Raw genomic sequence first — 20,657 nt, 5'->3', positions numbered from 1 at the left:
GCTACGTTCGGATGGGATAACCGCTGAAAGCATCTAAGCGGGAAGCTCGCTTCAAGATGAGATTTCCATACACATTATGTGTGAGAGGCCCCCAGCCAGACCACTGGGTTGATAGGCCGGATGTGGAAGCGAGGACTAAAGACTCGTGAAGCTGACCGGTACTAATAGGCCAACAACTTACACCACACAACACACTGCACGCGTCCACTATGTGGTTCCCGAACAACAACCGTTCCAGGAACCAACAACTAAATACACAACACCACAGTTGTAACCAAAGATTTCCCACCCCCACCCAGGAACAACCTGGCACCGGGGGGACGGGTAACAGAGTTACGGCGGTCATAGCGTGGGGGAAACGCCCGGTCCCATTCCGAACCCGGAAGCTAAGACCCACAGCGCCGATGGTACTGCACCCGGGAGGGTGTGGGAGAGTAGGACACCGCCGGACACAAATTCAGAGGAGCCCCGACCACCAGGTCGGGGCTCTTCGCTTTTAACCCTGATTAACCCACGTGTGCGCCTGCTCCCGCCGGTAGAGTTGGTGGTCATGGAAAACCTCTTTAGCCACCCCGAGTCGGAGCCCGAGCCGTCCCAGCACGACGGTGATGGTCTTGACCCCCTGATCATTACTGTCGTGGTTCCCACCAACGTGTCGCACGCCTTCCAGGGATTCACTGTTCATCCACATCTGTGGTGGCCGCTGGAGCAAGAGAGCGTCTTCGGTGCGGGCTCGCATGTTGAGTTTGAAGAGAACCTGATCTTGGAGACCGCCGAGGACGGTCGTACCTCCGTGTGGGGAACCATCGACGATTGGCAGCCCCCGCTGTCCTTCCACGCCAGCTGGTACCCAGCGAGCACGCCCCTGTGGTCCACCGAGATCCGTGTGGCTTTCAGAGCCGTGGAGGAGGGCACTGAAGTTCGCTTGGTCCATGACGGCTGGGAGGGCGCCGAAGACCCTGCGGCTTCGCGCGCGTCCTACGCCGAAGGTTGGCCCCGTGTCTTGGAGCGCTACGTGAGGTTCATGGGCGGAGCAGTTGCCTAGGATCCGCAGGCTCCACGCGATTGACTGGCCCTTGTTGAGGGCCGTCCGCCTGGAGATGCTCACAGATACGCCCATGGCTTACGTGGAGAGCCTGGACGCCGCGCGCCGGCAAACAGACACCCAGTGGCAGGAACGTGCGGCAGCGATGTCCGGGGATGCCAGCATCACCTTGGTCGCTGATGCGGGCAGCGACGGCAGTAAGCTCTGCGGCCTGATGCGTGTGGTGGTCAAACACCCCCGGATCCCGGAGAAACCGCTGCAGGCCATGCTCATCAGCGTGTATGTCGCACCAGAGCACCGTGGGCTGGGATTAGCCGATGAACTCCTCCATGCAGCGTGCAAAGCCGCCGCTGGAGAACTCGCGGCCGAAAGCATCGAGCTTGGGGTGCACGAGGACAATTCAAGAGCACTTGCGTTCTACCGGCGCCACGGATTCGAGACCACCGGTGCCAGCCGGGCCTATCCGCAGGACACATCAAAGCTTGAGCTCGTGATGGAACGACGGCTGCCGTAGGCACACCTTAGGAGGTGCCGGCCCTCGGCACCGCGGTACTGGTGCGAACCACGAGCTTGGTGGGGTGTTGGGTATCGGCTGGTTCCAGGACCAACCCGTTGTTGATGGCGCCCAGCAGAGTCCGGACGGCCAACGCTCCCTGGCCCTTGGCATCCTGGTCGATGGTGGTCAGGCCAAGGACATTGCCAAGATCGTGCCCATCAATGCCCATGACGGACAGGTCGTCAGGGATGCGCAGGCCGAAGTCCCTGGCGGCGAGGATGGTGCCGATGGCCATTTCATCCGACGCCGCAAAAACAGCCGTGGGGCGCTCCGGTGCGCTGGCCAGGAGTTGCCGGGCCGACGCGTACGCGCCTTCTATGGTGAAGTCCGCGGACACGATCCATTCGGGCCTTACCGGGCAGTCGGCGTCGTTCATTGCTTTCTCGAAACCGCTGCGGCGGGTTCCAGGCAGGTGGAAGTCTTGGTCATACGCCTCATGACCTGTGATGTGCGCGATCTTGGTATGCCCCAGGCCCAGCAGGTGGTTTGTGGCCTTCAATGCGATGCCGGCGTCGTCGATCCTGATGGTTGAAGCTCCCGGCAACGGTCCGCCGATGCCCACGATGGGCCGGTGTACCGCGTGAAGCTGCTGGATCTCGTCTTCGCTGAGTTCCAGGGACACTGCAATGACTGCATCCACCCGTTTGCGCAGCAGGAAGTCGTTGAACACGCTCTGCCGGTGCGCGGGGTTTTCACCGATGTTGTAGAGGGTGAGGTCGTATCCGGCCTCGAGCAACGCCGCGGAGGCGCCCTCGATCACCGCTGAGAAGAACCAGCGGTGGACCGAGGGCACCACCAAACCAACGTTGTGCGTGCGCCCGGAGGCCAGGCTTGACGCGTGGTAGGACAGCACGAATCCCAACTCGGCGGCTGCGGAGCGAGCACGTTCCCGGCTGCTGGGGGATACGTTGCCCTTTCCGCTCAGCGCCCGTGAGACCGTGGCAACGGACAGCCCTGCTCGCTCGGCTACGTCCTTGATGCCGGTCATGCTGCTCCTCGGAGGAAAAGTTAGCTGGCTGTTAGCCAGATTGTCTCCCCCGAGCCTAGTAGATCAGCGACCATGAGATCAGCGCCGACTTCCGCCGCGGAGCTCCGCAGGATGGTTTCGCCTGCCGGGAGCGGCATTGCCTCGGCCCCGACGTTCAAAATCACCAGGGTGTTGCCGTTAAGGTAGGCGAGCGAGGTCTCGCTGCAGTAGTCCTCTACCCAGGCGAGGGAGCCTTCTCCGAGGCGGTGCGTGGTGCGGAGCTCGAGCATCCGGCGGTACAGGTTAAGGTGCGACGCCGGATCCGCCTCTTGCTTGTCCCTTGCCAAGGCGGGCCAGGACTCGGGCTGGGGCAGCCATGGGTCCAGGCCGCTGCCGAACCCTGAGTGGGGTTCGGACGAACGCCAGGGGAGCGGCACGCGGCAGCCGTCGCGGCCGATGCGGGCTCCGCCGGTGCGGGCGAACGTTGGATCTTGGCGCATGCTGCCGGGAATGCTGGAGGAATCCGGGAGCCCGAGCTCTTCGCCTTGGTAGAGGTAGGCGCCGCCGGGAAGGCCCAGCATGAACATGGTGGCCGCGGCAGCCCGTCGTCGCCCGAGGTGTTCGTTGGGTTGCACGTCGTCAGGGCCGATGCCGTCGCCGTCGCGGGGTCCTGGTCCGTCGTAGCCGAACCGTGAAACGTGCCGGACAACATCGTGGTTGGACAGCACCCAGGTGCTCGGGGCGCCCACGGCGTCCAAGGAGACCAGGGAGTCCGTGATGATGTGGCGCAGACGGTTCACGTCCAGTCCTGCGTGCAGGTAGGGGAAGTTGAAGGCCTGGTGCATTTCGTCGGGTCGGACCCACTGTGCCAGCCGGGGGAGCGGGTCCACATTGGCTTCAGCGCAGAGGATGCGGTCCGGTCCGTACTCTTCCAGAATGGAGCGCCAGCGACGGTAGATATCGTGCAGGGCGGGCTGGCCGAACATGGGAGCGTCCTGGCCCGGGAAGCCTTCGGAGCTGTTGCCATCTGCGCGGCCACCCCAGTCAGGGAGTCCGGCTGCCTTGACCAGGGCGTGCGCGACGTCCACCCGGAAGCCGGAGATGCCGCGGTCCAGCCAGAAGCGGAGGACGCGTTCAAACTCGGCATGGACGGCAGGGTTGTCCCAGTTGAAGTCCGGCTGCGAGGAATCGAAGAGGTGCAGGAACCATTGGCCGGGCTTGCCGCTCGGCTCGATGACGCGCGTCCATGCCGGTCCGCCGAAGTGCGATTGCCAGTTGTTGGGAGGCTCGTTGCCGTCGGGTCCTCGGCCGTCCCGGAAGATAAACATATCCCGCTCGGGGCTGTTGGCACCGGCAGTAAGCGCTGCTTGGAAGGCGACGTGCTGGTCGGAACAGTGGTTGGGGACGAGGTCCGCGATGACACGCAGGTTGAGCCTGTTGGCCTCTGCGATGAGGGCATCGAAGTCGGTCAGGGTGCCGAAGAGGGGATCGACGTCGCAGTAGTCGCTGACGTCGTATCCGGCGTCCCGCTGGGGTGAGCGGTAGAAGGGCGACAACCACACGGCGTCGACGCCCAACGTCGCCAACTGCGGAAGCTCGGCGGTGATACCCGCCAAGTCTCCGACGCCGTCGCCATTGAGGTCGCGGAAGGACCGCGGATAAATCTGGTAGATCACAGCGGACCGCCACCATCCGTGCGACGTCGAGGCGTCGTGGACGGGGGTCACGTGCGTGAAAGCTGCAGTGGGCTCGTGGGTCGCAACCGAGAGCAATGAGTCAACGGACATGAACACATCGTAGAAGAGATTCTGCAGAGTTGTAAACGCTTCCAGTCCTAAGGATGCTGTCTTTGCTTTGGTCACGAAGCGCGAGCTTTTCAAATTCGCATTCAGCACTGTAGTGTGTGGAAACGCTTGCAGTTTGTGAGCAATGTCACCGGCGATGCGACGGGTTTAGAGCCCTTGCCGTCGAAGCAAAGAAGAACGGAAGGGACACCAATGAAGGTGCACAATACCCTCGCGACTCAAACCACCCGGCGTGTTTTTGCCGCCGGGGCGATCTCCGTGGCCGCAGCCCTGGCGCTGACCGCCTGCGGTGGAAGCGCCTCCACCGCACCCAGTTCGGATGCTACAAAACCGGACCTCAAGGCTGCTGGAGCCGGTGCCATCACCATGTGGGTTGACGCCGAGCGCTCTCCGGCCCTGAAGGACATCACGGAGAAGTTCAAGTCCGATACCGGCATCGAAGTGAAGCTTGTGGTCAAGGACTTCGCCGCAGTGCGTGACGACTTCATCACCCAGGTACCCACCGGCCAGGGGCCGGACTTGATTGTTGGACCCCACGACTGGATTGGAAAGTTCGTCCAGAACGGTGTGATTGCTCCCGTCGAACTGGGCGACAAAGCCGCGCAGTTCCAGGATTCCTCCATCAAGGCCATGACCTACAACGGCGCCGTTTATGGTGTCCCGTACGCCATCGAGAACATCGCCTTGCTGCGCAACACCAGCATCGTGGACAGCAAGGCTGCCACGCTGGACGAAGTAGTGGCCAACGGCAAGAAGGCCGTTGCGGACGGCAAGGCCGCTTTCCCGTTCCTGGTGGGTATGGACCCGAAGCAGGGCGATCCGTACCACCTGTACCCGCTGCAGTCCTCCATGGGTTCACAGGTCTTCGGCAAGGGCGCCGATGGCGGATATGACGCAAAGCAGCTCCTCATCGGTGACGCTGCCGGCGTCGAATTCGCCAAGAAGCTGGCCGCTTGGGGCGACGCCGGTGAGAAGATCATCAACTCCAACATCACAGGTGACATTGCCAAGGAGAAGTTCCTGGCCGGGGAATCCCCGTACTTCCTGACGGGCCCATGGAACGTTCCTGACGTCCAGAAGAAGGGCATCAAGTTCGCCGTAGATGAGCTACCCACAGCCGGCGGCGAGCCTGCCCAGCCGTTCATCGGCGTCAACGGCTTCTTCATCAGCGCCAAGAGCGCCAACGCCTTGGCCACCAACGAGTTCGTCACCAACTACCTCACCTCCGAGTCGGCACAGGATTCCATGTATGCGGCAGGCGGACGCCCGCCGGCATTAAAAGCCTCGTTCGAGAAGGCCGCCAGCGATCCCGTTGTGGAGGCGTTCGGAAAGATCGGTGCCACGGGCATCCCCATGCCGGCAATCCCTGAAATGAGCGCGGTGTGGGCTGATTGGGGCGCCACCGAGTTGGCCATCATCAAGGGCCAGGGCGATCCGGCTGAGGCTTGGACCAAGATGGCCGACAGCATCAAGTCCAAGATCGGCGGCTAGCACCACAACCGGATAACTCCACCGGTCTGCCCCGGGCCGGGCGGCAATCCACCGCCCGGCCCTGCCTGCCGCCAACCGCTTCACCCAAGGATCCACAATGCCAAAACCAGACCTCCGCGAACTGCCAGCCACCCAAGGCCAACCGACCCCGGAACAGCCCGTCAGCAGCGGCGCCCGCCCCGGCAGCGGCGCCCGCCCCGCAGCCAAGCCCGCACGCCACCCGGATTCCCTCAAGGGCACCATCCTCAAGGTTGTCCTGTTGGGACTTGTGGACGCCTTTGCGGTGTACGTCCTGATGATGCTTTTCCTCAGCCAGTCCTGGGCCGCGCTGGCGGTATCGTCACTGGTGGTTCTGGCCATCAACTGGATCTACCTCCGCAAAGGTGGGCTACCGGCCAAGTACCTGGCTCCCGGTGTGCTGTTCCTGCTGGTGTTCCAGGTCCTGGTGGTGGTGTTTAGCGGTTACATCGCCTTCACCAACTACGGCGATGGGCACAACAGCACCAAAGACGATGCCATTTCGGCCATCCAGTTGACGGCCCAGAAGCGCGTCCCGGATTCGCCTGCATACAAGGCGTCCGTGCTCACCAAGGGCAACGGCTTCTATCTGCTGTTCACGGATCCGTCCGGTAAGGCACAGCTCGGCAGCAGTGAGGATCCGCTCACCGAGGTCCCGGAGGCAGGCAAAGACTCAACGGGCAAGGCCAACTCCCTGCCGGGTTATGAGACGCTGAAGTTCCAGGAAATCGTGGCCAACCAGCAGGACATCCTGAAGATCACGGTCCCGGTTTCGGACGATCCCGCTGACGGCACCTTGCGCACAGCAGACGGAAGCACGGCGTACCAGTTCAAACCGGCGCTCGACTATGACGCCGCCACGGACACTTTCACGGATACCGAAACCGGCACAGAGTACCGCGATAACGGCAAGGGCGCTTTCGCCGACGCCAACGGCGAGACCCTGGCAACCGGCTGGAAGATCGACGTAGGCATGGACAACTTCGCCCGGGCCTTTACGGACCCCAGCCTTCGCGGGCCACTCCTGGGTGTGATCCTTTGGACGTTCACCTTCTCCATCGCATCCGTCGCGCTGACCTTCGTGATGGGCCTCTTCCTGGCCATCACCTTCAACCGTGAGGACCTCCGCGGCAAGAAGGCGTACAGGATCCTGATGATCCTGCCCTACGCGTTCCCCGCCTTCCTGTCCGGCTTGGTGTGGTCCGGCATCCTCAATCCCGAGTTCGGTTGGCTCAATCAAACACTGCTGGGCGGCGCGAACATCGGGTGGCTCACGGACCCTGTCCTGGCCAAGATCAGCGTGCTGGTGGTCAATGTGTGGCTCGGCTTCCCGTACATGTTCCTGGTCTGCACCGGCGCCCTGCAGTCGCTGCCGTCCGAAATCGATGAGGCCGCCCGCATGGATGGAGCCTCGGCGTGGCGGGTGTTCCGGTCCATCAAGTTGCCACTGCTCCTGGTGTCCGTGGCACCGCTGCTGATCTCTTCCTTTGCCTTCAACTTCAACAACTTCAACGTCATCTACATGCTGACCGGGGGCGGGCCGCGCTTTGCGGACACTGACCGCGATATCGGATCCACCGACATCCTGATCACGCTGGTGTACAAGGTGGCGTTCGGCCAAGGCACGGGGCGCGACTACGGCCTGGCCAGTGCGCTCGCCATCATCATTTTCATCATCGTGGCCACCATTTCGGCCATCAGCTTCAAGCAGACCAAAGCACTCGAGGACGTGAACTGATGAGCGTACGCACACTCGCCTCCAGCAAGGAAACAACGTTCGACGGCGGCCCATTGCCGCTGGCGCCTACACGACGTCCGTTCGGGGTCTGGTTCAAGGACAAAGGCTGGCGGCATGTGGTGGGCATCGTCACCACGATCTTCGCCGTGTTTCCGCTCCTGTATGTACTGTCCGCTGCCCTGGATTCCAACGGCACCCTGGTAGGTTCCAACGGCCTCTTCTCCAGGTTCGATACCGGCAACTTCGTGGCACTCTTCAGCGACCCCACCCGGCCTTTCGGCCGATGGTTCGTGAACACCCTGGTGGTTGGTACGGTAACGTCCGCCGCCACCGTTTTCCTCGGCGCCATGGCCGCGTACGCGTTCTCCCGCATGCGCTTCAAAGGCCGCCGGATGGGACTGTTGACCCTCCTCTTGCTGCAGATGTTCCCGCAACTGTTGGCCGTCGTCGCGATCTTCCTGCTCCTGAGCGGCGTCTCGCAAGTGATCCCCGCCCTGGGGTTGGGCAGCCAGCTGGGCCTCATCATGGTGTACCTCGGCGGTGCGCTGGGCGTGAACACGTATCTGATGTACGGGTTCTTCAATACAGTTCCTCAGTCCCTGGACGAAGCCGCGAAGATCGACGGTGCCAGCCATGTCCAGATCTTCTTCGGCATCATCCTGCGCCTGGTGACCCCGATCCTCGCTGTTGTGGGTCTCTTGGCGTTCATTGGCATCTCCAGCGAATTCGTCATCGCCAGCGTTGTCCTCACCGATCCTGACAGCCAGACACTCGCCGTCGGGCTCTATTCCTACGTAGCCCAGCAGCGCTCCGAAAATTGGGGCGTCTTCGCAGCAGGCGCCGTCATCGCGGCCATACCTGTCATGGCCTTGTTCCTCTTCCTGCAGAAGTACATCGTCAGCGGCCTCACCGCCGGCTCAGTGAAAGGCTGACCATGCCCATCGCCCTTCCGCACCATGACGGATCCGGACTTCATGCTCCCCACGCCGTGTCCCTTGGCGATACCGTCCGGCTCCGGGTGCGTGTCCCACAGGGGTGGGGTCCGGCGTCGAAGGTTTGGGTCCGGTCCGTCCAGGACGGCGAGCCGCGCTACGACGCTGCGATCCGGCTCGGTTCGGCTGATGGCTGGGACTGGTGGGAAGCGGCGATGCTCGTGGCAAACCCGGTGGCCAAGTACCGCTTCTTGCTGGAAGTCACTGAAACGCACGACGACGATGCTGCCGCCACCGTGGCGAGTGGAAGCACCGTTGGGCGGCGCTACTGGAACCTCAACGCCCAAGGCCTGTTCCGACGGGACGTTTCCGACTCGGCGGACTTCAGGCTGACGGCGTTTGCCCCGGCTCCGGATTGGCTGCGTAAGGGCACTCTGTACCAGGTGTTTCCTGACAGGTTTGCCCGTTCCGCCCAAGCGGGGGACCACCCCACGCCCGATTGGGCTATCGCATGTTCCTGGGACACTCCGGTGGTGGGGACGGGCGCGCAGGCACCCACCCAGTTCTATGGGGGAGACCTTCCCGGGATTACGGGCAAACTTGGCCACTTGCAGGACTTGGGCGTGGATATCCTCTACCTGACGCCTTTCTTCCCCGCACGCTCCAACCACCGCTACGATGCGTCCACCTTCGATTCCGTAGACCCGCTCCTGGGCGGAGACCAGGCCCTGGTGGACTTGGTAGAGGCCGCACACGCGCGCGGAATCAAAGTCATAGGGGACCTCACCGCGAACCACTCCGGCGACGCCCACGAGTGGTTCGTCAAGGCGCTCGTCGATCCCGGCTCGGAGGAAGCCGGCTACTACTACTTCAGCGCCGACCATTCCAGCTACGAGTCCTGGTGGGGCGTGCCGTCACTGCCCAAGTTCAACTGGTCCTCGGAGGCACTCCGCCGACGTTTCGTGACGGACGATGATTCCGTGGTGGCCCGCTGGCTTAAGCCGCCGTTCAACCTGGATGGCTGGAGGATCGACGTCGGCAACATGACCGGCCGTCTGGGCGCGGTGGACCTCAACCATGACGTGGCCCGGCTCATTGCGGACAGGGTGCGCGAGATAAACCCGAACGCTGCTTTGCTGGCGGAGTCCACCTCCGATGCCTCCCCGGACTTCACGGGCGAGCACTGGCAGGGAGCCATGACATACTCCCACCTGACCCGGCCGCTGTGGTCCTGGCTCGCGAAAGACGCGCCGAACGTCAACTTCTTTGGCTCACCCCAATCCGGTCCCAACAAGATCGATGCTGAGGACGTCCTCGCAACACATCAGGACCTCGCCGCGGGATTTAGCTGGAGTGTGCGACAAAACAACATGAACGCCCTCAACACGCACGACACTGCGCGGGCGGCAACGGTGATGATCGACGGCGGCCCTGCCGTGGGCGCCGCCCTCACCTTCTGCCTTCCAGGAGTTCCGGTCATGTTTGCCGGCGACGAGTTCGGACTCGAAGGCTTCAACGGCGAGGACTCCAGGACGCCCATGCCGTGGGCTGAGAGCAACCACGTGCTGACGGACATGCGATCCCTCTACGCCAACTTTGCGCGGCTGCGCAGGGAACTGCCGCCGCTGATCGAAGGCGGGGTGCGCTGGCTGCACGCCGAGGGCGACGCCATGGTTTTTGTCCGTGAAACGGCAGAGTCATCAGTGCTGGTGTTCGTCGCAAGGGACACGGCAGAGGTGGTCCTCGACAACTCAGTCCTCTCCAACGGGCAGCTGGAAGCGTTGCTTGCCTCGCCACTGCACCACTCCGGAACAGTGAGCTCCGCACCCGCCGGTCCATCCGGCGTCGACGGTGTTTGCCTACGAGCCGAAGGTACCTCCGCAGGAATCTGGGCGCTGCCGGGGACGGTGCTCCCCACCGGATAGCCGGCGGCTGTGGCCGTGCTCTGCCGTTCTGTGCTGGCTAGACTGTGAGCACTAAAACACTGCGAAGACTGCCGGTTTGGCGTGTCCGCGGTGCGTACGTGGAGGGACCACTGTGTCGGACGAAACGGCTATGGCCGGAACATCAGAGGAAAGCATCAACACCCGGACGGCGGGCCACCGTGAACCTTCACGGCCCTCGACAGGCCAACAAGTATTCCTGGCAGAGCTCGCGGCCGGACTTCGTGCCGGGCAGGTGGCCGACGATGAAGAAACCCTCACCGTGTACTCCGTGGATCAAGGACCGCTACTGGAGCGGCACCTGCCCCTCGCAGTGGTGTGGGCCGAGTCCGTGGAAGACGTGCAACACATCGTTCGGAGCTGCGCGGCCCACCAGGTGCCCATCGTCGCCCGGGGTGCCGGAACCGGCGTCTCCGGGGGAGCGCACGCCACCCAAGGCTGCATCGTCCTGGGCTTGGAACGGATGAACCGCATCCTGGACCTCAACCCCGACGACGAGACCGCCGTCGTCGAACCCGGCGTCATCAACGCCGACCTCAACACTGCCGCCGCCGAACACGGGCTCATGTACGCGCCCGACCCGGCCAGCTACAAAATGTCCACCATCGGCGGCAACGTGGCCACCAACGCCGGAGGACTTCGGTGCGCCAAATACGGCGTGACGCGCGACTCCGTGCTGGCCCTCGACGTCGTCATGGCCGACGGCTCACTGATGCACACGGGCCACCAAACCTTCAAAGGCGTCGCGGGCTACGACCTCACCGCGCTGCTGGTGGGCTCCGAAGGAACCCTGGGGATCGTGGTGGGAGTGACCGTTCGGCTCAAATACCTGCCGCGCGAAATTCACACGATTGCCGCGTTCTACCAAGACTTCCGCAGCGCCGCCGCCGGAGTGCTCGCAGTAGGCAAAGCCCGCGTTCAGCCCGCCATCATGGAACTCCTGGACAACGGCACCCTGGTGCAGCTCGACGAACTGAACGGCGGCGACCTCCAAAAGCGCGGCAAATCCCTGCTACTCATCCAGACCGACGGCTTCGGAGCGGCTGCAGAAGCCGACGTCGTCCGGCAAGTACTCGCCGACCGCGGCGCCACAGTCACCACGGAAGCCAGCGAAGAAGCCGAAATGCTGGTGGAACTCCGCAGAAACAGCCGCGGCGTCGAAGTGGACGACGAATTCCGGGTCGGCGAAGACATCGCCGTCCCACGCTCGCGCTTGGTGGACTTCGTGGCCGAACTCGAAGCCATGGCCGCCCGATTCCAGGTTCGGCTGAAAGTAGTGGCACACGCCGGCGACGGAAACCTGCACCCCACGTTCTGGATGGACCGCGTAGACCCCGCCACCGACGCCGACGCCCTCCAACGACTCAACGCAGCCCTGGACGAATCAATCCGCGTAGGCCTCGAAATGGGCGGCACCATCACAGGTGAGCACGGCGTGGGCCAATACAAGCTGCGTTGGCTCGGCCTGGAACAGCCCGGACCCGTGCGTGAGCTGCAGCGACGGATCAAGGAATTGTTCGACCCGCAGGGGATTCTGAACCCGGGGAAGGCTATCTAGATCCGTGGTCCGGCCACGCTCTCTCACATCCCTCGTGTTTGGCTGTGACGCTCTCTCACATCCAACCCTCCGGCGGACCACCTCAGCGCTTCTTGGTATTCCAGACGCGAAGTAGTCGTATTCCGACTCATAGCGCATCCAGCTTTTTGCCGCATTTACTTTCCACCGCTCTCCTCATAGTCTTACTTGGTATACCAAAGTTGCTATGAGGGGAATGACGTGCGCGAGAAGCGGCAGGCTGGATCTGGACTGAATCCGAGGCTGAGAGTGGGTTTGGTGTTGATCGCGCTTGTCATGGTGTCCGTCAATCTTCGGCCGGCCATTACTACCGTTGCCGGGGTGATGAATCAGGTGCCGGGGGTGTTGAGCCTGGATCCTGGGCTGCTTCCGCTGCTGGGGACGTTGCCGGTGTTGGCCTTCGGTATATCGGGACCTATTGGGCCATGGCTGGCTCGACGACTCGGGACCGGTCGTGCCGTCGCGGTGGCGTTGCTGGTCCTGGCCGCGGCCTTGGTCGTTCGGGCGACCGTGCCTGCACTGCTGCTGCCCGGAACCTTCTTGGCGGGCATGGCGATCATGACAGCCAGCGTGCTGGTGCCCCAGATCGTCAAAGCAAACCGCGGCACCGGCTGGTGGACTGGCCTGTGCACCATGGGATTCGGCCTCGGCGCTGCGCTGGGCGCCGGGCTGGTCCAGCCACTGCAGCAGGCCTTCGGCGGCAACCTGCCGTCAGCACTGGCCGTGTGGGCGGTACCGGCGCTGATTGGCGCGTTCCTGATTCACCGTTCCGGAGGACGCCCGACGGCGGCAGAGACTTCCGCGCGTGAAGCCGGGGCCGCGGCGGTTTCGTCGCTGACGCAGGACACGCCGTCGTCCTCTGTCTTACTGGCGCCCGTCAACCCGGCGGAAGTCACGCCGCTGCGCAAGCAGCGCACGGCGTGGGCGGTGACAGCCTTCTTCGGGCTTCAGGCCATGCTCTACTTTGCGATCACGTCATGGCTGGCTGTTTACCTCGTCTCCAAAGGGCTGTCATCGGCCGACGCTGCTGCGTTGCTGGCCTGGTTCAGCCTTGCCGGGCTCCCCGCAAGCCTGCTGGCTCCTGTGCTGGCCGGTCGTCCTGCCATTCTGCGGATCATGGCACCCGGCCTCGGACTGGCCGTGGCCCTCGCGCTTTTGGGAGTCCTCACGGCGCCAGCGGGTCTGCAGTTCGTCATGGTGGGGATCCTGGGAGTCGTCCAGAGTGCAGGCTTTGGCCTTGCCATGGCGTTGGTGGTGATCCGTTCGTTCGGTCCGCAGACAGCGGGAAAGCTCTCGGCCATGAGCCAAGGGCTGGGGTTCGCCCTTGCCTCGCTCGGTCCACTCATGGCCGGACTCCTGCATACCTGGACAGGAGGTTGGGAAGTTACGTTCTGGGCGCTCGCGGCCGAAGCGGTGATTCTGGCTGCTGCAGGCTTCCTGGCGATCCGTGGCCCCGTAGTCAACGTTGAACCGGTGAGCCGAAATTCATCCCCCAACGGACTATTCACTCTCGCACGCGGGGGTGAATAGTCCGTTAGACGGTGTTCGGCCACTGTCGGCGGGCTATGCTCCGGCGTATCCTCGGCGATATGACGAACTCACCATCAGGGACTCAGCAGCCGGAAACACCCGCCACGGAAATCCTGGAAACCAACGAATGCTGGGAGCTCCTCCGTGGCGTCTCGGTGGGCCGGCTTGCCGTGTGGGTGGACAATCACCCGGACATCTTTCCGGTGAATTACAAAGTGGATCACGGGACCATGGTGTTCCGGACGGGCGAAGGCACCAAACTTCACGCAGCCCTGGGCGACGCGCCCGTGGCCATCGAAGCCGACGGCGTCAACGCCGAAACAGGGGTGGCTTGGAGCGTGGTGGTCAAGGGCCAAGCGTCGGCCGTGAAGCTGACGCAGGACGTGCTGGATACCATCGGACTCCTGCTGTTCCCGTGGGAAGCCGGCCAGAAGGACCAGTTCATCCGTATCACGCCCAGCGAGGTGACGGGCCGTCGCTTCAAGGTAACGCCTCCTGTGACGTGGTGGTCGCCGCTGGATGACGCGCCCACGGCGCGAGGCGAGTAGCCCTTAGACCAGCTCCAACTGGTCAGCCACCACCTTGCCGGCGTGGATGACGGTCCGGTCTTTACCACGGTCCATCACTGTGGAAGCCACAGTTTCGCCATCCACCAGCAACAGTTCCGCAGGATCGCCAACCTCGACGCCGGGACGATGGGCCGTGTCCTTCAGCCTGGTAGCGCTGGGGTCAAGGATGCTCGCACCACCGATCGTGGCGATGGCCAGGCAGTGCTCGATCAGCTCGTCCTTGCGGAAACCGTGGGTGAAGGCAAGCTGCCAGGTGCGGTCCAGCATGTCCGTGTTGCCGTACGGGGACCAGTAGTCACGTTGGCCGTCCTCGCCCAAGCCCAAACGAACGCCGGCTTCGGTGAGCAGGGGGATGGGCAGTTGGCCTGCAGCAGACGGAGCAACCGAGGCCAAGGACACGTCCAGTTCCGCGAAGGCATCAATGAGCCTGCGCGTTGTGGCCACATTAACGCTGCCCAATTGGTAGGCGTGGGACATGGTTACCTTTCCCTGCATCCCCAGCGCCCGGGTGCGCTCGAGCACCAGGTCGGTGCTGAAAACACCCAATTCGCCGGGCTCGTGGAGGTGGATGTCGATGGGAACCTGGTACTTCTCTGCCAGGGCAAACACGATGTCCAGGTGCTTGGCCGGATCGCGGTCAAGAGTGCAGGGATCGATGCCACCCATGACGTTGGCACCGGCTCTCAGTGCCTCCTCCATGATCTCCACCGTCCCTTCCTCCAGCAACAATCCAGCCTGGGGAAAAGCGATGATGTCCACGGAAGCCTGGCCGGCGAATTTCTCCTTGGCGGCAGCAACGGCGTCGAAACGCTCGAGCCTGCAGTCCACGTCAACCTGCGCGTAGGAGCGGACCCGGGTGGTACCCCGGGCGATCATCCGTCCCAGGGTGTCGTTCACGCGATCCTGCAGGGGGACTTCCGCGTTGCGCCAGTTTTGACGGTCGTTCATCATCATGGTCCACACGCCCGGACCTCCGGTGTGCTCCCGGAACGGAAGGCCGATACGGGTGGAATCAAGGTGAACGTGGACGTCCGAGAAGGACGGGAGCAGCAAACGTCCGCGGCCATCCACCACCGTAACGCCATCTGGAAGCACACGGGCCGGATCATGCGGTTCGACGGCGACGATCTTGCCGCCTGCTTCGCCCGCCACCAGGGTGACGTCGCTGAGCGCTTGCCCCCAGGGGCGGACGGCGCGGATCAGGGTATTCAATGGTTACTCCTTCGATAGTGAATCTATTGCCTGCTTCTATTGCACGCCCGCCAGCACCGTGGCGGCTCTTCGACACGATGCGCAACGCCTACACGGTTCGGGATGCCCGGAACCGCCCGGCCGATGAGCTGTTTCCTCCCGTGTATGCTCGGTTGGAACGCTGACCGGCGCCGTCCGGCACCTGGAGCGGACGCTGGCATGAAGGGAAGTTTGACTGTGGCTGAAGCGATGCCGGAATCCGGTAATGGCCGCGATGAAGAGGCCCGCGCGGAGAACGTCTACCAACTGGTGTTGGAAGGCATCGTCACGGGAGCGTACGCCCAAGGAATGCGCCTGCGGGAACGTGAACTCTCGGAGCTTTACAACGTCTCCCGCATTCCCGTGCGCGAAGCCATTCAGCGCCTGGAGCAGGACGGGTTCGTGGCAACCTTCCCACGCCGCGGTGCCGTAGTACGGCAACTGACCCTCACGGATGTTAACGAGCTCTTCGATGTTCGCCTCTGCTTGGAGACGTTCGCCGCAAGGATGGCCGCTACCCGTGTAGCGGAGGGCAGCGACGGCGGACGGCTGGAGGAACTCATGGAGGCCTCCAAGGCAGCCATTGACGAAGAGCGGACCGACGACGTTGCTGTCATCAGCGCCGAGCTTCACGCCGAGATTGTGCGCCTGTCCGGCAACCGGCTGCTGATTGAATCGGTGAAACCGCTGTTCGGGCGGATGCGCTGGATCTTCGGGCTGGCCCATAACCGCAGCAACGAACTCCAGCGGGACGAACACACCGAGCTGTGCAACGCCATCCTGAGAGGTAAGCCGGACCTGGCCTACTCGCTGGCGTACTCGCACATCGAGTTGGGCCGCGAACCCGTCTTGGCAGGCCTCGCGGAAACGCTGGAACCCTAGGCTAAAGCTCGACGTCGGCACTCGCCTGAGTGCCGACGTCGAGTTCGTTTCAACGTGCGTTAGTCGTCCGCGTCCGGGTACTCGTCCTCATCGTCGTACCGGCCGGATTCCTCCACTTCCACCTCAAGGATCTTGAGGAGCTCCGTATCCGGGTTCAGCATGATGGCGGCCTCGTCGCGACGGTGCTGCAGCACCGTATCCAGGTAGGACTGCACGGTCTCCGCCAAGGGCACGTACCTGTCCTGCTTCTGGCTCATGTACCAGCGGTGCTCCAGGACCTCGTGCACCACCTCCGCAGGCTCCAGTTTCCCGGCGAGGTGCCGCGGAATGGAACGCACAATGGGCTCGAAGATCTGGCTGACCCAAATGTGGGCGCTGATTTCCTCGTCCAGATCCGGGTTGTTGTCCGCGCGGAACTGGTCCATGTCGTTGAGGAGCCTGCGGGCCTGGTTTTCCTGGGCGTCCAGGCCCGTAAGGCGCAGCAAACGACGCTGGTGGTGACCGGCGTCCACCACCTTGGGCTGGAGCTGGATGGTGGATCCGTCCGCCGTGGTCTTGATGGCGTACTCTTCCACGTCGAAGCCCAGCTCGTTGAGGCGTCGGATTCGGGCGGCAACGCGCCACCTTTCGCCGAGTTCGAAGGATTCCTTCTCGGTCAGCTCGGTCCAGAGGCGTCGGTAGCTGTCCATGATCAGCTCACTGGTGGCTACGGGATCCACCTTCTCCTCGATGAGTCCGCCGTCCAGCAAATCCATCAGTTCGCCGGCGATGTTCACCCGGGCGATTTCGAGGTCGTATTCACGCTGGCCCATGGAGAGATCGGGGTAGAGCTCTCCCGTTTCAGCATCCACCAGGTACGCGGCAAAGGCGCCGGCGTCGCGGCGGAACAACGTGTTGGACAGTGAAACGTCACCCCAGTAGAAGCCCACAAGGTGCAGGCGTACCAGCAGCAGCGCCTGGGCGTCGATCAGGCGAGTCAAGGTGTCTTTGCGGAGCATCTGCGAGAACAGTGCGCGGTACGGCATGGAGAATTTCAGGTGCCGGGTGACCAGCACTGGATTCAGGGGCCTGCCGTCCGCTGTGGTCCTGCCCGTGATGACAGCCACCGGCTCCACGCAGGGCACGTCCAGCCGGGCCAGCTTCCGCAGCATGTGGTACTCGTGGCGGGCAACGTGCTCCGACGTTTCCTTGATGGCGATCACCGAGCCACCCAAGTGCGCGAAACGGACGATGTGCCGGGAAATACCGCGGGGGAGAGCGGCCAGGTTCTCAGCCGGCCAGTCTTCCAAGGCAATATGCCAGGGGAGGTCCAGCAACTCCGGATCAGCCGCAGCGGCAGTAATGTTCAGGGAACCGATGACACTGGCCGGCGGTGCGGTGTCCTGCGCACTGGCGGCCTCGGTCCTGGGGAGCTTGCCGATCTGCCCGTAATCGGTGGGTTCGTCGTGCCACTGGGCTTCGTTTTGCTCGCTCATGCCTCAATTGTTCCGTACTTGGATGCGCTTCCGGCTATCGTGCCAGGAAAGGGATACTCCGGCTTCGCGGACCACTCGACGTCGGGCGCTTCTTGGAAGGCGACACCTTGCGTGGCGAGCCGCTCACCCAAGGCGCCCAAACGACGTCTGAAGTCACCCGGGTTGCGAACCTCCTGACCGGACCACGCGACTTCCGCCAAGGAGACCGCCCTCGGGTACAGGAGCCATTGGGCCTGCTGGTTGTTGCGAACGGTTTCGGTCCACAGCGGGCCTTCGACGCCGAGGATCTGCTGGTCCTGCAACCCGCCTTGGGCAGGGTCCCAGTTGTAGTACTCGGACCAGGTGAAAGGCCCGCCTTCCACCCATTCGAGGCCGACAGGGCTGTCCGACGCATACTTCTGGTCCAGGTAGGTGTTGGCCGCGGGGGACATGATCACCCGTGACCCGTTTTGTTCAGCCTGCCGCACAGTGGGTTCGAAATCGCCGTGCCAGTACTGAATGACGGAACCTTGCGGAAGCTCGACGGCGGCGAATTCGTTCCAGCCCACCACGGATTTGCCGGTCTCGGCGCCGATCCTCACGAACCGCTGCACCATGGAGACGTAGTCGTCATGTCCGGTGACGTGGGCTTCGTCGCCACCAATGTGAAGGTAAGGTCCCACCGTGATCGCGGCGAGCTGGCCGAGGACCTCGCGTACGAACTCGTAGGTTGCGGGCAAGTCTTCAGTGAGCGTTGACCAGCCCACCTCCGACGTAGTGCTCATCGGCTTGGCCTGGCCGTCGGGATTCAGCTGCGGGATCGCGGCGAGGGCGGCGTTGACGTGCCCGGGAAGATCGATCTCCGGTATGACCAGCACGTTCTTGGTGGCGGCGTAGGCCTGGATGTCCTTGAAATCCTGCTGGGTGTAGAAGCCGGAGTTGCCCCGGGGAGGCATTGCGGTGGAAACCTCCACCGCGCCCTGGCCGCCCACTTCGGTCAGCTTGGCGTAGGGCAAACCGGACGGGTTCTTTGCGGGCTCATGAATTTCGATGCGCCATGCTTGATCGTCCGTGAGGTGCAGGTGCAGGGCATTGAACTTGAACTGCGTCATGACGTCGATCTGCTCCTTCACTTCCTCCACCGTGAAGAAGTTGCGGGCGACGTCCAGCATGAGGCCGCGGTACGCAAAGCGCGGAGCATCCGCAATCTCGACGGCGGGAACCACCCACGTGCCTGCCTGAGGATCAGTGCCCTCAATGGAAGCAGGAAAAAGCTGGCGGAGTGTCTGCACTCCGTTGAAGAGTCCCGCTGGAGTGGAGGCCGCGAGTACGACCCCACCCTCGGTGACGCTGAGCTCGTAAGCTTCCGGGCCGCCGTCGAATGTCTCCACCAACTCGAGGGAGATGTCACCGGGGCGAGTGTCCTCAACGGTGGGGAGGTCGAAACCAGTGCCGCGGCGCAGCAGCGAGGCAAGCTGCCTGGCTACAGGGGTAGCTGCGCCGGAAGCGGCGATCCGTGCTGTGGGGGCGAGTGTGAAGGCCGGGCCGTTCAGGAGTGCGACGTGCGAGGGGCGGGGGATCAGGTTGTCCGTCGTGTTCATGCCGTTCTTTCGCAGGAGTTAGGTTAAAGCGAGAGCGGCCCGACCGGGTGGGGTCGGGCCGCTGTCACAATGCGGATGTACTGGCCGGTGGGCGGACCCAGCCGGCGGTTGGCGGGATTAGTCGCCCAGGCGCAGGCCGGTCTTCGTGTCGAACAGGTGCACGTGGCCGGACTGCGGACGAACGAAGATGGACTCACCCTTCATCGGAGGGCGGCGACCGTCGACGCGAGCAACGATGTCGTGGCTCTTGCCGTCAAGGATGGTGTGGCCGTAGACGTAAGCGTCGGCGCCGAGTTCTTCCACGACGTCAACCTCAACCTGGAGGCCTTCGCCGTTGCCGACAGTCTCGAGGTCTTCCGGACGCGAACCAACGGTGACGGTCTGGCCGTGAGCCTCTTCGAGGATGTTGCGCGGCACGGGGTAAACCGTCCCACCGAACTGGACGCCGCCGTCGACGACCGGCAGTTCAAGCAGGTTCATGGCCGGGGAGCCGATGAATCCTGCAACGAAGACGTTCTGCGGGCGGTCGTAGAGGTTGCGCGGGGTGTCAACCTGCTGCAGGAGACCGTCCTTCAGGACAGCAACGCGGTCACCCATGGTCATGGCCTCGACCTGGTCGTGCGTCACGTAAACCGTGGTGACGCCCAGGCGGCGGGTCAGGGATGCGATCTGCGTACGGGTCTGGACGCGGAGCTTGGCGTCAAGGTTGGAAAGCGGCTCATCCATGAGGAAGACCTGTGGGTTACGGACGATTGCACGGCCCATGGCAACACGCTGGCGCTGACCGCCGGAGAGTGCCTTCGGCTTGCGGTCCAGGTACTGCTCGAGGTCAAGAAGCTTGGCGGCTTCGCGGACACGCTCGGCGCGCTCTTCCTTGGAGATGCCGGCGATCTTCAGTGCGAAGCCCATGTTGTCCGCAACGGTCATGTGCGGGTAAAGGGCGTAGTTCTGGAAGACCATTGCAATGTCGCGGTCCTTCGGCGGAACGTCCGTGACGTCGCGGTCGCCGATCAGGATGCGGCCGGCGTTGACGTCCTCAAGGCCTGCGAGCATGCGCAGCGAGGTGGACTTACCGCAACCGGAGGGTCCAACGAGGACCAGGAATTCGCCATCGGCGATGTCGATGTTGAGCTTATCGACGGCGGGCTTATCTGTGCCCGGGTACAGACGCGTAGCGTTATCAAAAGTAACTGTAGCCACAGTTATCAATCCCTTCACCGGCAGGTACGTGCCGGACGATCCGTTGTGAATGGTTCATTTTCTTCAGTTGAACTCCCCGGCCAATGGCCGGGGAGGATCGTGTGACGTCGCACGGTACTG

Annotated in this window: 16 protein-coding genes and 2 rRNA genes; 12 read left to right on the top strand and 6 right to left on the bottom strand. The window is 63.3% G+C overall.

The features are described 5' to 3' along the window. The 4 genes from AC1RJY_RS02885 to AC1RJY_RS02870 all read left to right on the top strand — a co-directional run. Positions 1-186 (top strand): 23S ribosomal RNA (locus tag AC1RJY_RS02885); the annotation flags it as partial. A gap of 148 nt (positions 187-334) precedes the next feature. Beyond that, positions 335-451: ribosomal RNA gene (rrf, locus tag AC1RJY_RS02880) — 5S ribosomal RNA — on the top strand. Positions 452-550: 99 nt separating this feature from the next. After that, positions 551-1,045 (top strand): SRPBCC domain-containing protein, encoded by a 495-nt coding sequence (locus AC1RJY_RS02875; protein ID WP_498601239.1) that lies wholly within the window; start codon positions 551-553, stop codon positions 1,043-1,045. A 73-nt stretch (positions 1,046-1,118) separates the two neighbouring features. Beyond that, positions 1,119-1,559 carry a GNAT family N-acetyltransferase gene (locus AC1RJY_RS02870; RefSeq protein WP_498601238.1) on the top strand — a complete coding sequence of 147 codons (441 nt, stop codon included), beginning with the start codon at positions 1,119-1,121 and terminating at the stop codon, positions 1,557-1,559. A 7-nt stretch (positions 1,560-1,566) separates the two neighbouring features. Here the strand turns inward: AC1RJY_RS02870 and AC1RJY_RS02865 are convergent, their stop codons facing one another. Beyond that, positions 1,567-2,589 (bottom strand): LacI family DNA-binding transcriptional regulator, encoded by a 1,023-nt coding sequence (locus AC1RJY_RS02865; protein WP_498601237.1) that lies wholly within the window; start codon positions 2,587-2,589, stop codon positions 1,567-1,569. 20 nt (positions 2,590-2,609) lie between these two features. Next, entirely contained in the window at positions 2,610-4,463 is a 1,854-nt protein-coding gene (locus tag AC1RJY_RS02860; protein ID WP_498601236.1) for a glycoside hydrolase family 13 protein, read from the bottom strand. 102 nt (positions 4,464-4,565) lie between these two features. On the opposite strand from AC1RJY_RS02860, the gene AC1RJY_RS02855 reads away from it, so the two are divergent. From AC1RJY_RS02855 to AC1RJY_RS02825, 7 genes are all read left to right on the top strand, one after another. Further along, positions 4,566-5,864: a sugar ABC transporter substrate-binding protein gene (locus tag AC1RJY_RS02855; RefSeq protein ID WP_011773656.1), complete on the top strand. Its 1,299-nt coding sequence runs from the start codon at positions 4,566-4,568 to the stop codon at positions 5,862-5,864. Positions 5,865-5,961: 97 nt separating this feature from the next. Beyond that, complete coding sequence (locus tag AC1RJY_RS02850; RefSeq protein WP_014920851.1) at positions 5,962-7,620, top strand: ABC transporter permease subunit; 1,659 nt, start codon at positions 5,962-5,964, stop codon at positions 7,618-7,620. Continuing rightward, positions 7,620-8,552, top strand: coding sequence for a sugar ABC transporter permease (locus AC1RJY_RS02845; protein ID WP_498601235.1), 933 nt, complete (start codon positions 7,620-7,622; stop codon positions 8,550-8,552). The genes AC1RJY_RS02850 and AC1RJY_RS02845 overlap by 1 nt, the downstream gene beginning before the upstream one ends. Before the next feature lie 2 nt (positions 8,553-8,554). Next, the gene (locus AC1RJY_RS02840; RefSeq protein ID WP_498601234.1) at positions 8,555-10,477 is read left to right on the top strand and encodes a glycoside hydrolase family 13 protein; all 1,923 of its coding nucleotides are present in this window, start codon (positions 8,555-8,557) and stop codon (positions 10,475-10,477) included. 130 nt (positions 10,478-10,607) lie between these two features. Beyond that, positions 10,608-12,053 (top strand): FAD-binding oxidoreductase, encoded by a 1,446-nt coding sequence (locus AC1RJY_RS02835; RefSeq protein ID WP_014920854.1) that lies wholly within the window; start codon positions 10,608-10,610, stop codon positions 12,051-12,053. A 276-nt stretch (positions 12,054-12,329) separates the two neighbouring features. Beyond that, complete coding sequence (locus AC1RJY_RS02830; protein WP_498601233.1) at positions 12,330-13,601, top strand: MFS transporter; 1,272 nt, start codon at positions 12,330-12,332, stop codon at positions 13,599-13,601. A gap of 35 nt (positions 13,602-13,636) precedes the next feature. After that, a complete protein-coding gene (locus AC1RJY_RS02825; RefSeq protein ID WP_011773662.1) occupies positions 13,637-14,149 on the top strand; it encodes a pyridoxamine 5'-phosphate oxidase family protein in 513 nt (170 codons plus the stop codon). Between the two features lie 3 nt (positions 14,150-14,152). On the opposite strand, the gene AC1RJY_RS02820 is transcribed toward AC1RJY_RS02825, so the two are convergent. Next, the gene (locus AC1RJY_RS02820; protein WP_498601231.1) at positions 14,153-15,382 is read right to left on the bottom strand and encodes an amidohydrolase family protein; all 1,230 of its coding nucleotides are present in this window, start codon (positions 15,380-15,382) and stop codon (positions 14,153-14,155) included. Between the two features lie 198 nt (positions 15,383-15,580). Here AC1RJY_RS02820 and AC1RJY_RS02815 point away from each other — a divergent pair, with 198 nt between their 5' ends. Continuing rightward, on the top strand, positions 15,581-16,282 hold the full coding sequence (locus AC1RJY_RS02815; protein ID WP_286176316.1) for a GntR family transcriptional regulator: 702 nt from the start codon (positions 15,581-15,583) through the stop codon (positions 16,280-16,282). A 59-nt stretch (positions 16,283-16,341) separates the two neighbouring features. On the opposite strand, the gene AC1RJY_RS02810 is transcribed toward AC1RJY_RS02815, so the two are convergent. The 3 genes from AC1RJY_RS02810 to AC1RJY_RS02800 form a co-directional block, all read right to left on the bottom strand. Next, positions 16,342-17,757, bottom strand: a complete 1,416-nt coding sequence (locus AC1RJY_RS02810) for a DUF4032 domain-containing protein (protein WP_011773665.1) — start codon at positions 17,755-17,757, stop codon at positions 16,342-16,344. Beyond that, positions 17,754-19,337 (bottom strand): beta-N-acetylhexosaminidase, encoded by a 1,584-nt coding sequence (locus AC1RJY_RS02805; RefSeq protein WP_498601229.1) that lies wholly within the window; start codon positions 19,335-19,337, stop codon positions 17,754-17,756. The genes AC1RJY_RS02810 and AC1RJY_RS02805 overlap by 4 nt, the downstream gene beginning before the upstream one ends. Positions 19,338-19,454: 117 nt before the next feature. Beyond that, entirely contained in the window at positions 19,455-20,537 is a 1,083-nt protein-coding gene (locus tag AC1RJY_RS02800; protein ID WP_011773667.1) for an ABC transporter ATP-binding protein, read from the bottom strand. Positions 20,538-20,657: the final 120 nt, after the last annotated feature.

The sequence above is a fragment of the Arthrobacter sp. GW822-FHT05G07 genome, from assembly GCF_058799755.1.
Note: the sequence above shows the minus strand (reverse complement) of the source record. Positions and strands in the feature narration are given on the sequence as shown.

Coding starts and splice junctions, on each gene's coding strand:
- AC1RJY_RS02855 (WP_011773656.1), top strand. CDS start 4,566: ATGAAGGTGCACAATACCCTCGCGACTCAAACCACCCGGCGTGTTTTT.
- AC1RJY_RS02865 (WP_498601237.1), bottom strand. CDS start 2,589: ATGACCGGCATCAAGGACGTAGCCGAGCGAGCAGGGCTGTCCGTTGCC.
- AC1RJY_RS02835 (WP_014920854.1), top strand. CDS start 10,608: ATGGCCGGAACATCAGAGGAAAGCATCAACACCCGGACGGCGGGCCAC.
- AC1RJY_RS02875 (WP_498601239.1), top strand. CDS start 551: ATGGAAAACCTCTTTAGCCACCCCGAGTCGGAGCCCGAGCCGTCCCAG.
- AC1RJY_RS02805 (WP_498601229.1), bottom strand. CDS start 19,337: ATGAACACGACGGACAACCTGATCCCCCGCCCCTCGCACGTCGCACTC.
- AC1RJY_RS02850 (WP_014920851.1), top strand. CDS start 5,962: ATGCCAAAACCAGACCTCCGCGAACTGCCAGCCACCCAAGGCCAACCG.
- AC1RJY_RS02815 (WP_286176316.1), top strand. CDS start 15,581: ATGAAGGGAAGTTTGACTGTGGCTGAAGCGATGCCGGAATCCGGTAAT.
- AC1RJY_RS02870 (WP_498601238.1), top strand. CDS start 1,119: ATGGCTTACGTGGAGAGCCTGGACGCCGCGCGCCGGCAAACAGACACC.
- AC1RJY_RS02825 (WP_011773662.1), top strand. CDS start 13,637: ATGCTCCGGCGTATCCTCGGCGATATGACGAACTCACCATCAGGGACT.
- AC1RJY_RS02845 (WP_498601235.1), top strand. CDS start 7,620: ATGAGCGTACGCACACTCGCCTCCAGCAAGGAAACAACGTTCGACGGC.
- AC1RJY_RS02840 (WP_498601234.1), top strand. CDS start 8,555: ATGCCCATCGCCCTTCCGCACCATGACGGATCCGGACTTCATGCTCCC.
- AC1RJY_RS02810 (WP_011773665.1), bottom strand. CDS start 17,757: ATGAGCGAGCAAAACGAAGCCCAGTGGCACGACGAACCCACCGATTAC.